Genomic DNA, 14,619 nt, shown 5'->3' with positions numbered 1-14,619 from the left:
CCCCGTCCCCATGGGGACGCCCCGGATCGGATGCGGCCCGGATTGACCCCGGACCCGGCTTCTGCCATCGGTTAGGTCCCGGAAGCGGCGAGGCGGGAGCCCATGAAGGTCATCATCTGCGGCGCGGGCCAGGTCGGCTGGCAGATCGCGCGGCATCTCTCGGGGGAGAGGAACGACGTGACCGTCGTCGACAACAACCCCAACCTCGTCCGCCGCGCCACCGACACCCTCGATGTGCAGGGCATCGCCGGCTTCGCCTCCTATCCGGACGTCCTCGACCAGGCCGGCGCCCGCGACGCCGACATGGTCATCGCCGCCACCCATTCCGACGAGGTCAACATGGTCACCTGCCAGGTGGCCCACTCGGTCTTCTCGGTGCCGAAGAAGATCGCCCGCCTGCGCTCGCAGTCCTACCTCAACGCCCTCTATTCCGACCTCTACCGGCGCGAGCACATGCCCATCGACGTGGTCATCTCGCCCGAACGCGAGGTCGCCGACGCCGCCCTCCGCCGCCTCGCACACCCGGCCGCCTTCGACACCGAGAGCTTTCTCGACGGCAAGGCGCAGTTGATGGGCATTCTCCTGGATGACGACTGCCCGGTCGTGAACACACCGCTGCGCCAGCTCTCCGATCTTTTCTCCACCCTGCGGGCCATCGTCGTCGGCGTCCGCCGCGGCGGCCGGCTCTTCGCCCCGGAATCCGGCGACCAGCTTTTTCCGGACGACGAGGTCTATGTCTTCTCCCACACCGAAGACAGCGACCGGGCGCTGGAGATCTTCGGCAAGGAAGTCACCAAGACAAACCGCGCCGTGATCGTCGGCGGCGGCAATGTCGGCCTCGCCGTGGCCCGCGCCCTCGAAGGCCGGACGGACCGCGTGCGGGTCAAGGTGATCGAGCGCAGCCGCGACGTGGCAGAGCGTGCCGCGGACTCGCTGGAACGCACCATCGTTCTGAACGGCGACGGCCTGAACATGGAGCTCCTGGAAGAGGCCAACATCGAGCGTGCCGATGCCATCCTCGCGGTAACAGACGACGACAAGACCAATATTCTGGCCTGCGTTCGGGCCAAGGCGGCGGGGGCCAAGCTGGCGATCTGCCTGGTCAACGATCCGACGCTGACTTCGCTGATGGTGCCGCTGGACATCGACGCCTACATCAACCCGCGATCCACGACGGTCAGCTCGATCCTGCGCCACATCCGTCACGGGCGGGTGCGCAACGTCTATTCGATCGGCGATGCCGAGGCGGAAGTGATCGAAGCGCAGGTTCTTTCGACTTCGCCGATTTCCGGTCAATTGCTTCGTGATATCGACTTTCCGGAAGGCGTGCTGATCGGCGCAGTGATGAAGCAGGGCGAAGTGCTGCGACCGACAGGCAGGATGCGGATCGAGGAGGGTGATGTGATCGCCATCTTCTCCATGGCGGCGGACGTGCCGGAGGTCGAGCGGCTGTTGCAGGTCTCGATCGACTACTTCTGATGCGCGAGCACCTGTACCGCCTTCCGCTGCTGGTTCACCTCATGGGTATCGGGGCGGCGGCGATGCTGCTGCCCGCCGCATATGCCACCGCCGCACGCGACTGGGATAGCGCAAGGGTCTTTCTGCACTCTTCACTGATCTTTCTCGGTCTGACTGCGATGATCGGTGTGGCAATGGTCAACTTTGCGCCCCGACGGCAGGCGCGAAGCCACCTGTTGGCACTCTTGGGCGCCTACCTGGTCTTGCCGGTCATACTCGCTGTGCCAATCTACGAGTCGGTTGGAGACACGCGCTTCCTAAATGCCTATTTCGAGATGGTTTCGTCACTGACCACTACCGGCGCGACCATCTATGACGACCCGGCGAGATTGAGCGGGGCCGCGCATCTGTGGCGCGCAATGGTCGGGTGGATGGGCGGATTTCTGGTCTGGGTGACGGCGATCGCGATTCTGGCACCTTTGAACCTAGGCGGGTACGAGGTGCTGGGAGACAGGACGGAGCGGACCGGTCGCATCACTCAGATCATCGAGCTCGCCGACGCTCCGGCGCGGCTTCGACGGTACGGACTGCAGCTGCTGCCGATCTATCTGGTACTGACGCTAGTACTGTGGGTTGCGCTGCTGATAGCCGGCGATACTGCGCTGACAGCCATATGCCACGCAATGTCCACCTTGGCGACCAGCGGCATCTCTCCGAAGGGAGGGCTTGAAGGAGCCGGTTCGGGGTTTGCCGGCGAGGTTCTGATATTTCTGTTTTTCGGGTTTGCCCTTTCTCGACGTACATTTGAGCGAGAGGGTAACATCAGCCGTCGGCGCCGCCTCCGCCATGATCCCGAGATACGGATGGCTGTCGGCCTTGTGGTGATTGTGCCGGTGTTCCTGTTCCTGCGTCACTGGTGGGGTGCCTTCGAAGTCGAAGCCGGCCAATCGTTCGGGCAGGGGCTGCAGGCCCTGTGGGGTAGCCTTTTCACTGTTCTATCTTTCCTGTCGACCACGGGTTTCGTAAGCAACTCCTGGGACAGCGCGCAGAGCTGGTCCGGACTGCACACTCCGGGGCTGATCCTTATGGGGCTGGCGCTGATTGGCGGTGGGGTGGCGACCACGGCAGGCGGGGTAAAGCTGCTGCGGGTCTATGCGCTGTACAAGCACGGTCTGCGAGAGCTTGAGAAACTGGTTTATCCGTCGTCTATCGGCGGCTCCGGTGCGCTGGCGCGGTATCTGCGCAACCGTGGTGCCTACATCGCATGGATCTTCTTCATGTTGTTTGCGATCACCATCGCGGTGGTGATGTTGGCTTTGTCTTTAACGGGTCTGGGCTTCGACACGTCAGTGGTCCTGACAATTGCCGCGCTGTCGAATACCGGACCGCTGGCTGCGGTCGCCGCCGAAGCGCCAATCAGCTATTCCGAGTTGAGCGACCTTGCGAAAGCGATCCTCATCGGTTCGATGGTTCTAGGGCGGCTTGAGACGCTGGCGATCATCGCGCTTCTGAATCCCGAATTCTGGCGCAGCTGAGGGCCCAGAGCGTTCAGCCGGACGATTTTGCCCGATTTTCAATCGGAACCGGCCCATTTTTGGGGCTGGAATCCCGTTATGTTCCCGTACATACTTGCAGAGATGAAAAGCGGGACAGTCCGCGGCAGAGTATAAAAAAGGGTAACAACCAATGGCTGCCGACAAGCAGAATTTGCAGGATGCATTTCTGAATCATGTCCGGAAGACCAAGGTCTCGGTGACGATTTTTCTGATCAACGGTGTGAAACTCCAAGGTGTAATCACCTGGTTCGACAATTTCTGCGTGCTCTTGCGCCGCGACGGACAGTCGCAGCTTGTCTACAAGCACGCGATTTCGACTATCATGCCGTCTCAGCCGATCAGCCTGTACGAGGGCGACGACTAAGGCGTGAGTGAGGTTGACGCAGACATAACCCGTGCCTGGGTTCTGCATCCTCACATCCAGACCGACCGTGACGCGCGGGACCCGCAACCCGCGCTTGAAGAAGCCGTGGCCCTGGCCGCGGCTTTGCCGGGTCTGGAGGTGGTGGGGGCCGAGATCGTGCGCCTGCCCAAGGCGCAACCTGGGCAGCTGTTCGGGTCGGGCAAGGTCGAGGAACTTGGTGCGCGGCTGAAAGAGGTCGAGATCGACCTGGTTCTGATCGACGGCCCGGTTTCGCCAGTACAGCAGCGCAATCTGGAAAAGGTCTGGAAGGTCAAGATCCTGGACCGGACGGGCCTGATCCTTGAAATTTTCTCGGATCGTGCGCGTACCCGGGAAGGTGTTCTGCAGGTCGAGATGGCGGCGCTGTCCTACCAGCGGACGCGGCTGGTGCGGGCCTGGACGCACCTGGAAAGGCAGCGCGGCGGGCTTGGGTTTGTCGGCGGCCCTGGTGAAACCCAGATCGAGGCCGACCGTCGTGCCATCGACGATCAGCTGACACGCCTGAAGCGGCAGTTGGAAAAAGTGGTCAAGACGCGGGAACTGCACCGTGCAGCCCGACGCAAGGTACCGTTCCCCGTTGTCGCATTGGTGGGCTATACGAACGCCGGAAAGTCTACACTTTTCAACCGGATGACCGGCGCAGCTGTGATGGCCAAAGACATGCTTTTCGCCACTTTGGACCCGACGATGCGCGGTGTCACCCTGCCGTCCGGTCGGGAAGTGATACTGTCGGACACGGTGGGGTTCATATCCGATCTGCCGACGCAACTGGTCGCGGCGTTCCGTGCCACGCTGGAAGAGGTGCTGGCGGCCGACCTGATCCTGCATGTGCGCGACATTTCGCATTCCGAGACCGATAATCAGGCGGAGGATGTCGAGACCATTCTGGCTGAACTTGGTGTTGGGGAAGAGACGCCGATGGTCGAGGTCTGGAACAAGATCGACCTCGTCGAGGGCGAGCGCCGTGAGGCGTTGCTGGCTCAGGCAGAGCGGCATCCGGACGTGTTCGCCGTGTCGGCCTGGACCGGTGACGGGCTTGAAACGCTGTTCCAGGCGGTTTCGGACACGCTCGAAGAACCGAAGGTGGAGCGCGACCTGCATCTCGATTTCGCCGAGGGCAGGCGGCGCGCATGGCTTCACGATCAGGGCGTGATCGAGAAGGAAGTGCAGACCGAGGCGGGTTTCGACCTGCACGTCCGCTGGACGCCCCGGCAGGAGAAGCGGTACCGCGACCTTTAGCGTGGGACCAATGTGGTGATCCCGACCGCCGCCGCGCGTGCCAGCTGCGGGTCCAGAGACATCGGAATGTACTCGCCGCGGCGCCAAAGCTCGCCCAGGTCGTCATAGTGGCGGCTGAGCGGATGGCCCGACTGGCCAGTGGCGATGATGAAGACAGAGCTGTCCGGGTCCGCAAAATCGTAGATACCCCGATATCCGGCACCGTGAACGTTCAGGAATGGTTCCGGGTCACGGCCCGAGACGCGCCCTCGCATGAGGGTCTGATCGCCGCCGGAGGTCGACTGACGGATATTCACGATCCAGCCCAGGACCGGTACGTCGCCCAGCACCTGATGGTCATGCGTTGCCTGGTGCGCATTGCCCCAGCGCAGCGACTCCAGCGAACCCGGGTAGTTCTCGCCGATCCAGATCAGGGCATCGTCCAGCGCCATGCGCGCGATGTCCGTGCAGGTTTCCTCCGCCGCTGACTGGATCACGTCGCACCAGACGCCAGCGCCCTGCACATTCCGGAACACGCGCTCGATGAAAACGGGATCGACATGGGTGTAATCCTGCGCCAGCAGGCCAAGCTCATCACGGACCAGCCGGTCCTGCAGCGCGCGCATCCAGGCGTAGTAGATCAGCGGTTCGGGTAGATGCTCGTTCATCTCGCCGTTCCAGTCGGCAAGCAGTTGCAGCGCCTCCTGCCGCCGACGTTCAGGGGTGCCCGCAGGTGCGGCTTCTCCGGTGAACCAGAGGTTGGCGGCAACAAGGGGAAGCAATGAACGCGCGGCGTAAGAGACCGTGTCGAGCTGCGCCTCGATGAAGCTTTCGCGGGTATGCACCTCGCGCGCCTGCATGAGCCGGCGCCAGCGCTGGATGCGCTGGGTGTCGCCCCAGTCGTAGGAGATGTGCAGTGGGAAGGGGCGTTCAACAGTCTTATTGTTGGTGTTACCAAGAATTCCGCCCGCGGGCGAGACGAACTCGGGGTTGGCCTGGTAGTTCATTGTGCCATGCCAGCGGTTCACGTCGAGCCACCCGGGCGAAGGAATACGCCCTTTGGTCTGGTGCGATGCGTCGCGTCGCGGCATCACGCCCACCGTCTTCATCGCGATGGTTTCGGCATCGGCCAGAACGAGGTTCTGGCTGGGTGCAATGAATCGTTCGCCCGCCTTTAAGCCTTCCTCCACGGATTTCGCCTGCATCAGTTCGATGGCCGCGCTCATCGACGTGTCCCGGCCCGACAGAGCGGTCCAGGAGAGCGAGACAACGTGGCCGGGCGGTGTGATTGAAGACAGGCCGTACTGGTTTCCGGGCAGGACCGGGCCATTCTCTGTCCATTGCAGATCGATAGTGACCGGAACAGAGTCCTTGATCTGGATGATCGACGGCCGTGTCTCCATCGGCTTGAAGCCGGTGGGCGTGCGAACCTCGCCGGGATTGTCGGGGTTCACCTCCTCAATATGGAGATCCTGATCGTCAAGGTAGGAGGAAGTGACGCCCCAGCCGAAGTGCTCTGACCGCCCGACCAGCACGATGGGCATGCCCGGAATCGTGCCGCCGATTACTCCCCCGGATTGCAGTTCAAGCCGGGCAAGATACCAGGTGGACGGTGCCGTGAAACCCAGATGTGGATCGTTTGCCAGCAGTGTTCCGCCGCTGGCCGAGCGGTTTGGTGCGGCAGCCCAGGCGTTGGAGGCGCCGGAAAGCCCGCGAGGGGCGTAGGGCGCCAGCGGATCGGTTTCCGGAGCGACCTCTGCGTATTTTGGAACGTCCGGAAACAAGCTGGCATATTCCGGCAGGGCCGCGATGCCGGGGCCGGGGCTGTCGGGCAGGATGTCGCGCAGCCGCTCCGGCGAAAGGAGCAGGGATGTGCGGGCACGCAGTACCTCTTCGGCAATGTGGCCGGACAACTGCAGTGCCATCAGCTTGACGATCGCCAAGGAATCGGCCGGCTGCCATGGCGCGATCTGGGGTGGAAACAGGAAGAACTCTGGCGCGCCACGGCCCAGTGAGCCTTCGTTGATCTGGGCGAGCCGGGCGTTTACGCCAGCGGCATAGGCCTCTAGCGCGAAGATGGTCTGCGCGTCCTGAACCTCCACCGACTGGACCGCGAGATTGTAGATATCGAGCCGCCGCATCAGTTCATCGAACCGGAAGGTGCGCCGGCCGAATATCTCCGATAGCCGCCCTTGTGCGGTCCGGCGCATCATCATCATCTGCCAGAGGCGGTCTTGCGCATGGGCATAGCCAAGGCCGAAGTACACGTCGGCGTCAGTTTCGCCGAAAATATGCGGTACATCCGCATGGTCCCGCACGATCTCCAGCGGCGCGCTCAAACCATCGACCCGGACCGTTGCCGAGTAGTCGGGCAGGGAACGCGACGCAAAGTAATAGCCCAGGAACAGCGCGATGATGGCCAGACCGGCGACGACCCCGAAGAGCCTCAGAAGCCATCGAAAGGCTGTGGCCATGTGCGCGTTCCCCGGGTTGACCGCTTGATTGGGGCCGTTAGTTAGTCGGGGTCAGCAGTCACCGCAATGGGAGAGTGAAGGTCATGGCGAAAGTCGCATTTCTGGGCCTCGGGGTCATGGGATACCCCATGGCAGGGCACCTCGCCGCCAACGGGCATGAGGTTACCGTTTACAACAGGACCTTCGCCAAGGCGGAGAGTTGGGTTGAGCAGCATGGCGGCAGCGCCAAGCGAACGCCGCGTGAAGCGGCGGCGGGTGCCGCATTCGTGATGGCCTGTGTCGGCAACGATGACGACCTGCGCTCGGTCTGCCTAGGGGACCACGGCGCATTTGCCGGGATGACGGCCGGAACGGTCTTCGTCGACCACACGACGGTGTCTCCCGCAGTGACCCGCGAACTTTTCGAGGTCGCCAACGATTCGCAGGTGTCCTTCGTCGATGCACCGGTTTCCGGTGGGCAGGCCGGGGCCGAGAACGGCCAGCTCGTCATCATGTGTGGCGGCGACGAAGGGGCGTATGCGCGGGCTGAGCCGGTGATGGGATGCTATGCCAAGCTATGCAAGCGGCTGGGAGAGAGCGGATCGGGCCAGCTCTGCAAGGCGGTGAATCAGATCTGCATCGCCGGGCTGGTGCAAGGCCTGTCCGAAGGCCTGCACTTTGCCGAGAAGGCCGGGCTGGACGGGCGCGCAGTGGTGGAAGTGATCGGCGGCGGGGCCGCGGGCTCGTGGCAGATGGTGAACCGCTACGAGACGATGCTGGACGGTAAGTTCGACCACGGTTTCGCGGTGGACTGGATGCGCAAGGACCTCGCCATCTGTCTGAAGACCGCCGACGAGACAGGCGCGGCACTGCCTGTCACGGCACTCGTCGATCAATTCTACAAGGAAGTGCAGAAGATCGGGGGCGGGCGCTGGGATACGTCTTCGCTGCTGGAGCGACTGCGCAAGCTGGACGGTTGAGCGGGTTCCGACGAGGTCGGAACCTGCAATGCCATCGAACTTTTGGTGGGCGCGTGCTTTTTGTACGCGTCTTACCTTCTGCAATCGCACAGGCGGGAAATGCGGGCGCACATGGCGCGGGTATTTTAACCTGAAGACGCGAGCATTTCAGCGTTTTGACGCGCGCCAGGCCATGACCCAGATGACGACAAGCCCAAAGCTGATCAGCGCGTTCCAGCTGGCCATTGAGAGGCTCAGAAATTCAAACTGCACCTGATCGCAGCGCACAAGCGGCGGACCCGCGTCAATAGCCGGATTGATCAACTCGTCGGCGCTCAGGTTACCAAGACCGCCGAGGCCTGAGCACTCGGTGATGCCTTCCCACCAGCCGCGCTCCACGCCGGTGTGGAAAACGCCGATCAGTCCAGTGGTCAGGGCGGCAAGAGCCCCAAGAAGCGGCAGCAGCGCCCAGGGGACAACCAGGGCGGCAGCGCCGATCAGTACGGCCGCACCATGCGGCCAGCGCTGCCAGATGCACATCTCGCAGGGAGCCAGCCCGCCGATGTATTGCGAGCCCCATGCACCAAGAAGCAGTGCGGCCGAGCCGCCAGCGGCGAGCAGTACGAGGGAGTTCCGGGAGAGAGTCATAGGTATTTCAAAGCCACGAATCCGCCCAGCAACAACACCATGAAGACGGTGAACATCAAGCCCAGGCGGCGCTCGATGAAGTCACGAATTGGTTCCCCGAACTTCCAGAGCAGCGCGGCCACGACGAAAAATCGCAGACCGCGCGCGACGATCGAGGCAAATGTGAACACGACGATGTTCAGATGGGTCACACCCGACATGATCGTGATGACCTTGTATGGAAAGGGCGTGACGCCGGCGACCAGCACAGCCCAAGCGCCCCATTCGTTGTATTTTCGAGCGAACTCGTCGAAGTAGATGTCCTTGCCGTAGAATTCGAGGATCGGCTGGCCGACCGTCTCGAACAGCGCGTAGCCGATATAGTAACCGAACATACCGCCGAGAACGGACGAAACCGTCGCGATGCCCGCGATGAGAAAGGCGCGTTTCGGTGTGGCAATGATCATCGGGATCATCAGGATGTCGGGCGGGATCGGAAAGACAGAGCTTTCGATGAACGCAATTACAGCCAAGGCCCAGAGCGCATGCTGCGATGATGCGAGAGATATCGTCCAGTCGTAGAGCCGCCTGATCATGCCTGCCTCTTACCCTTTGCGCCCATTGGCCATGCTGCGCCTGCAAGGTCAAGCTTGCCGGATTGCCGGCGCGACATATCCTTTTGTCGTCCGATTGAGGAGTTCGACGTTAATGCGGTGGAGAGGGCGGCGCGGCAGCGCGAATATCGAGGATCGCCGGCGTGCCGGTGGTGGTGGCATTGCAATCGGCGGTGCCGGCGGGCTCGGCATACTGGCGATTGTTGTGGTCGGCTGGTTTTTTGGCGTCGACCTGTCGCCGATGCTGGACGAGACGGTGACGACGGACAGTTATGGCGGTGGCGTCGGGCTGACCGAGGCGGATCAGCAGGCGGGGGAGTTCGTGTCGGTCGTGCTGGCCGATACCGAGGACGTGTGGACCCAGGTGTTCAGCCAGGAGCTTGATGTGCAATACGATCCGGCAACGTTGGTCTTGTTCAAGAATTTCACGCAATCGCCCTGCGGTGGCGCCAATGGGGCGACGGGACCATTCTACTGCCCGCTGGACGAAAAGGCCTATCTCGACACGGCCTTCTTCACTACGCTGGCGCAACGGCTGGGCGCGAGTGGCGATTTCGCTGCGGCCTATGTGGTTGCACATGAGATCGCCCATCACGTGCAGGACGAATTAGGAATTCTTGCGCAGGCCAACGCAATCCGCGAGCGGTCGAGCGAGGCACAGTCAAACGCGATTTCGGTCCGCATCGAGTTGCAGGCGGATTGCCTGGCCGGAGTCTGGGCACGGTATGCCGACGAGCGGTTCGACATTCTCGAAGGCGGCGACCTGGAGGAGGCGATCAACGCGGCAAAGCGGATCGGTGACGATACGTTGCAGCGCAATGCCGGGCGGGTTCCGGCACCACACACCTTCACTCACGGTACCTCGGAACAGCGGATGCGCTGGTTCCAGCGCGGGTTCAGTGAGGGCAGGATCGAAGCTTGCGACACATTCAGCGCGCAGTCCTTGTGAAAAATCCTGTTTACGACGCGCATGCCGGACGCTAATCGAAGGGCCGGTGGCCCGAGTGGCGGAATGGTAGACGCAGCGGATTCAAAATCCGCCGGTAGCAATACCGTGGGGGTTCGAGTCCCCCCTCGGGCACCAGCTTTTCACATTTGCATCTGCTTGCCTTTTGCGCGGGCTCCGCTCCCTTGAGGGTTGCGCACGGGCCCTTCGTTGTCCGATGAAGGACGGGACAGAGGCGCGGGAAGGGTAGCTAATGCGCGGAAGCATCGAAACGCGGGCGGCGATCATCGCGGCCTGTCAGGAGATGAACTGGAGCGGGATCAATCAGGGTACGTCGGGGAACATCTCTGTTCGCGAAGGCGAGGGGATCCTGATCACGCCTTCAGCGACGCCTTACGACCTGATGACACCGAAAGATATCGTCTGGATGGGGTTTAACGGCGCGATCGAAGGCGAACTGAAGCCCTCGACCGAATGGCGGTTTCACCTCGATATCCTGCGCGACAAGCCGGAAGCCGGCGCGGTGGTGCATGCGCATCCCATTGCCTGCACGACACTGGCCATTATGGAAAAGCCGATCCCGCCGCTGCATTATATGATAGCGGTCGCAGGTGGTACGGATATCCGCTGCGCCCCTTACGCGACCTTCGGAACCGCGGAACTTTCGCGTCACGCGCTTGAGGCGTTGCAGGGGCGGCAGGCCTGTCTGCTCGCCCATCACGGGATGATCGCTTGCGGCGCGACGCTTGACAAGGCGATGTGGCTGGCGGTGGAGGTGGAGACACTAGCGAAGCAGTATCTCGGCTGTCTGCCGTTCGGCGAGCCGCCCCTGTTGAGCGAGGCGGAAATCGAGCGCGTACTTGAGAAGGTGAAAGGCTATGGCCGCCAGGACTGACACCTTGTGGCAAGCCAGACGCGCTTGGTCTACGGTGCAGGAGGCCGAAAACCGGTCGCCGACTGTGGCTGAGGCACTAGCGGGCAATGCCGGTTTCGCATGGCTTGGCCCGAGGAGGGGAATTGAAGACAGATGCGCCGGGTAAGGACACTGACGTGGACGACCCATTCCTGATCGCACCGGATCCCGCTGACCCGCGGTTGACGCAGGCGGTGGACGGCGTCGATCATGAGGGGCAGCCGGTGACCCTGAATGTCGTGACGGAGCGTCCACTGACCATTTACCTGAATTCGCAGGAGATCGTCACTGCGATGACCATTGGCGATTATCCGGATTATCTCGCACTCGGGTTCCTGCTGAATCAGGGAATGCTCCACCAGGATGACGACGTCACCGGTGTCGATTACGACGAAGAACTCGACGTCGTTGTGGTGCGTACCGCGCGAGCGACCGATTACGAGGACAAGCTGAAGAAGAAGACCCGGACGTCCGGCTGCGCGGTTGGGACCGTGTTCGGTGATATGATGGAGGGGTTACAGGGCGTTACCTTGTCATCCTCAACTGTCAGGACGTCTTGGTTGTACACACTGGCGCAGGCGATAAACACCGCGCCCAGCCTGTATCTGGAAGCCGGCGCAATCCATGGAACTGTACTTTGCCGGGAAGATCGGCCGCTGGTCTACATGGAGGATGTCGGACGCCACAATGCGGTCGACAAGATCGCGGGCTGGATGTTTCGTGAAGGTGCCCCGGCGGCCGACAAGATCCTCTACACCACCGGGCGCCTGACCTCGGAAATGGTAATCAAGACAGCGCAGATGGGAATTCCCGTGCTCGCGTCGCGGTCCGGATTTACCGCATGGGGCGTTGAGATCGCAAGAAATGTCGGACTTACGCTGATTGGCCGGATGCGGGGAAAACGGTTCGTGTGCCTTTCCGGCGCTGAACGGCTGGTCTGGGATGCCGATCCGCTGGCCGTGCCCGAAGAAGATGGTCGACACAGGAGGAAAAGCGCCGGTGTATGATATTCCGGGTGTAATCCTTGCCGGCGGGCTGTCGCGGCGAATGGGGGGCGGAGACAAGTCTCTGCTGCCTCTGGGCGGGCGCCCGATCCTGTCGCACGTGATCCGGCGGCTGACACCGCAAGTGCAAACAATCTACCTTAACGCCAATGGCGATCCGGAACGCTTTGCACCTTTCGGTCTGCCGGTTTTGCCGGACACGGTCAGCGACAATCCGGGGCCGCTTGCCGGTGTCCTGGCAGGGCTCGACCGCGCGGCGGAGGACGGCGCCGACTGGATAGTGACCGTCGCTGCAGACACACCGTTCTTTCCCAAGAACCTCGTGAGGAAACTTGCGGATGCCGTTGAAAAAGAAAGATATCCCATCTCGTTAGCCGCGACTCAGGATGAGAGCGGCGAACAACATCGACACCCGACATTCGGTCTTTGGGCGGTGACCCTGCGAGATGACCTGAGGCAGGCGTTGAAAGACGGGACTCGCAAGGTGGTAGCCTGGACCGACCGTCATGGTGCGGCTACGGCGCGTTTCCCTGCAATGCCCTTTGAGCCGTTCTTCAACATAAACACCGCCGAGGATATGCTCTTGGCCGAGGATATCCTGCGGGAGGAAGTATGAGTGCTGTGTTCGGTATCGTCGGCTGGAAGAACTCGGGAAAAACCGGCTTGATGGAGCGTTTGGTCACCGAAATCCGCGGACGCGGAGTCTCGGTATCCACGGTGAAACACGCGCATCACTCGTTCGATGTCGACCAGCCTGGAAAGGACAGCTATCGGCATCGTGACGCAGGTGCTCAGGAAGTTCTGCTGGCGTCGGGCCGGCGTTGGGTCCTGATGCACGAGCTGCGCGGGGCCACGGAGCCAACGCTGGAGGAACTGCTCGAACGGCTGTCGCCGGTCGATCTCGTACTGATCGAAGGCTACAAGCGCGACGCACATCCCAAGCTCGAAGCACACAGGTCTGCCACAGGACAGCTCCTTATCGCGACTGAAGACACATCGATCCTCGCGGTGGCGAGCGATGCGGATCATCCAGATCTGAACAGGCCGGTTTTCGACCTCGACGACACCATTTCCATTGCTGATTTTGTATTGGAGCAGACCAGCCTTGCGGCTCTGCGTCGGACCGGATCGTGAAACCGCCGCCGTTAAAGAACGATTGCTTCGCATTGCCACCGGGAGTGGACTGGACGCCGGTTGATGACGCCAAGGCGTTACTTCGACAGCGCCTTCACGCTGTGACTTCGGTCGAGCGTGTACCCTTGTTCCAAGCCGCTGGTCGGTTTCTGGCGGAAGATGTTTTGGCGGAGCGGTCCAATCCACCAATGCCGAATTCGGCAGTGGACGGGTACGGCTTTGCAGCCGCGGCGACCGGGCAGGGCGTTCAGATCCTTCCGCTGGTGCCGGGGCGAGCGGCAGCCGGGCAACCGTTTGAAGGTGAAGTACCCGACGGACATGCCATCCGCATCCTGACCGGAGCCATGTTGCCAGACGGAGTCGATACGGTTGTCCTGCAAGAGGATGTCACGGCGGAGACGGCGCGTATTGCGTTCCGTGGACCGATAAAACCAGGCTCGAACACGCGCAAGGCGGGTGAAGACGTACCGGCGGCAACCGTAGTTTTCAAGAAATCCAGACGGCTTGAACCACAGGATTTGGCGCTTCTTGCATCCGTTGGAGTGCGCGAAGTCAGGGTACATGTGCCCTTAAAGATTGGCGTACTATCGACAGGTGACGAGATCCGGGCGGTCGGCCAGGAGGCTAAACCGCACCAAATCTTCGATGCAAACCGTCCGATGCTTCTGTCGCTTGTCGCGAGCTGGGGCTACCGCGCGGTCGACTTGGGACACGTGCAGGACGACCGACATGAGCTGAGCGTCAGGATGAATATGGCCTCCGAGCAAGCGGATGTGATCCTGACCACTGGCGGCGCATCGGCGGGGGAAGAGGATCACATCTCTGCTCTTCTTAAAGACACAGGGACGATTGAGAGCTGGCGGATAGCAGTTAAGCCTGGGCGACCATTGGCTTTGGGCCTTTGGCGGCAGGTGCCGGTCTTTGGTCTTCCCGGCAATCCCGTTGCCGCCTACGTCTGCACCCTCGTATTTGGGGGCCCTGCCTTCCGAGTACTGGCCGGAGGGGACTGGCAGGAAGCCCTCGGCTACATGGTGCCTGCCGCTTTCAGCAAGTCGAAAAAACCCGGCCGTCGCGAATACCTGCGGGCGCGATTGAATGGTGACGGCGCAGCCGAAGTTTTCCGGTCGGAAGGGTCGGGCCGAATCTCGGGCCTAAGCTGGGCGTCGGGTCTGGTGGAGATCGGCGACGCTGCGCAGGAAATCCGACCCGGCGATCCTGTCCGCTTTCTGCCGTTTGAAGCTTTTGGGCGCTGACCGGTATTGTAGCGCAATCGATTACAAGTAAGCCAAAACTGAATAGCCGCCCCGAATGGGACGGCCGTGCTTTGGATTTAC

The 14,619-nt window shown here is 61.9% G+C and carries 14 protein-coding genes and 1 tRNA gene; 12 read left to right on the top strand and 3 right to left on the bottom strand.

Translation table 11 applies throughout. The features are described from left to right. The first annotated feature begins 102 nt into the window (after positions 1-102). From trkA to hflX, 4 genes are all read left to right on the top strand, one after another. On the top strand, positions 103-1,479 hold the full coding sequence (gene trkA / locus HCO70_RS09385; protein ID WP_172295241.1) for a Trk system potassium transporter TrkA: 1,377 nt from the start codon (positions 103-105) through the stop codon (positions 1,477-1,479). Continuing rightward, complete coding sequence (locus HCO70_RS09380; RefSeq protein ID WP_172295239.1) at positions 1,479-2,993, top strand: TrkH family potassium uptake protein; 1,515 nt, start codon at positions 1,479-1,481, stop codon at positions 2,991-2,993. The genes trkA and HCO70_RS09380 overlap by 1 nt, the downstream gene beginning before the upstream one ends. 151 nt (positions 2,994-3,144) lie before the next feature. Further along, positions 3,145-3,378, top strand: coding sequence for an RNA chaperone Hfq (gene hfq, locus HCO70_RS09375; RefSeq protein WP_172295236.1), 234 nt, complete (start codon positions 3,145-3,147; stop codon positions 3,376-3,378). A 3-nt stretch (positions 3,379-3,381) separates the two neighbouring features. After that, positions 3,382-4,656, top strand: a complete 1,275-nt coding sequence (hflX, locus tag HCO70_RS09370; RefSeq protein WP_172295234.1) for a GTPase HflX — start codon at positions 3,382-3,384, stop codon at positions 4,654-4,656. Here the strand turns inward: hflX and HCO70_RS09365 are convergent. Further along, entirely contained in the window at positions 4,653-7,109 is a 2,457-nt protein-coding gene (locus HCO70_RS09365) for a penicillin acylase family protein (RefSeq protein WP_172295232.1), read from the bottom strand. The two genes, hflX and HCO70_RS09365, sit on opposite strands and share 4 nt — an antisense overlap. A gap of 83 nt (positions 7,110-7,192) precedes the next feature. Between HCO70_RS09365 and HCO70_RS09360 the strand changes: the two genes are divergently transcribed. Continuing rightward, on the top strand, positions 7,193-8,068 hold the full coding sequence (locus HCO70_RS09360; RefSeq protein ID WP_172295230.1) for an NAD(P)-dependent oxidoreductase: 876 nt from the start codon (positions 7,193-7,195) through the stop codon (positions 8,066-8,068). A 147-nt stretch (positions 8,069-8,215) separates the two neighbouring features. Here the strand turns inward: HCO70_RS09360 and HCO70_RS09355 are convergent, their stop codons facing one another. Together HCO70_RS09355 and HCO70_RS09350 are read right to left on the bottom strand one after the other, a co-directional pair. Then, the gene (locus tag HCO70_RS09355) at positions 8,216-8,695 is read right to left on the bottom strand and encodes a disulfide bond formation protein B (RefSeq protein ID WP_172295228.1); all 480 of its coding nucleotides are present in this window, start codon (positions 8,693-8,695) and stop codon (positions 8,216-8,218) included. Continuing rightward, a complete protein-coding gene (locus tag HCO70_RS09350; protein WP_172295226.1) occupies positions 8,692-9,270 on the bottom strand; it encodes a YqaA family protein in 579 nt (192 codons plus the stop codon). The genes HCO70_RS09355 and HCO70_RS09350 overlap by 4 nt, the downstream gene beginning before the upstream one ends. A gap of 112 nt (positions 9,271-9,382) precedes the next feature. Between HCO70_RS09350 and HCO70_RS09345 the strand changes: the two genes are divergently transcribed. From HCO70_RS09345 to glp, 7 genes are all read left to right on the top strand, one after another. Further along, positions 9,383-10,237 (top strand): neutral zinc metallopeptidase, encoded by an 855-nt coding sequence (locus tag HCO70_RS09345; RefSeq protein ID WP_172295224.1) that lies wholly within the window; start codon positions 9,383-9,385, stop codon positions 10,235-10,237. A gap of 49 nt (positions 10,238-10,286) precedes the next feature. Next, positions 10,287-10,372 (top strand) — tRNA-Leu (locus HCO70_RS09340). A gap of 115 nt (positions 10,373-10,487) precedes the next feature. Then, positions 10,488-11,129: a class II aldolase/adducin family protein gene (locus tag HCO70_RS09335; RefSeq protein WP_172295222.1), complete on the top strand. Its 642-nt coding sequence runs from the start codon at positions 10,488-10,490 to the stop codon at positions 11,127-11,129. A gap of 200 nt (positions 11,130-11,329) precedes the next feature. Then, complete coding sequence (locus tag HCO70_RS09330; protein ID WP_371742199.1) at positions 11,330-12,154, top strand: formate dehydrogenase accessory sulfurtransferase FdhD; 825 nt, start codon at positions 11,330-11,332, stop codon at positions 12,152-12,154. After that, positions 12,120-12,767 carry a molybdenum cofactor guanylyltransferase MobA gene (gene mobA / locus HCO70_RS09325; RefSeq protein ID WP_172295218.1) on the top strand — a complete coding sequence of 216 codons (648 nt, stop codon included), beginning with the start codon at positions 12,120-12,122 and terminating at the stop codon, positions 12,765-12,767. Before HCO70_RS09330 ends, mobA begins: the two co-directional genes overlap by 35 nt. Then, positions 12,764-13,285, top strand: coding sequence for a molybdopterin-guanine dinucleotide biosynthesis protein B (mobB, locus tag HCO70_RS09320; protein ID WP_172295216.1), 522 nt, complete (start codon positions 12,764-12,766; stop codon positions 13,283-13,285). Before mobA ends, mobB begins: the two co-directional genes overlap by 4 nt. Further along, positions 13,282-14,538 (top strand): gephyrin-like molybdotransferase Glp, encoded by a 1,257-nt coding sequence (gene glp / locus HCO70_RS09315; RefSeq protein WP_371742175.1) that lies wholly within the window; start codon positions 13,282-13,284, stop codon positions 14,536-14,538. The genes mobB and glp overlap by 4 nt, the downstream gene beginning before the upstream one ends. The last annotated feature ends 81 nt before the right edge of the window (positions 14,539-14,619 follow it).

The sequence above is a fragment of the Pseudoruegeria sp. HB172150 genome, assembly GCF_013184805.1.
In the GTDB taxonomy this organism is placed as follows: Bacteria; Pseudomonadota; Alphaproteobacteria; order Rhodobacterales; family Rhodobacteraceae; genus Psychromarinibacter.
This window is presented reverse-complemented; position numbering and strand designations above follow the sequence as displayed.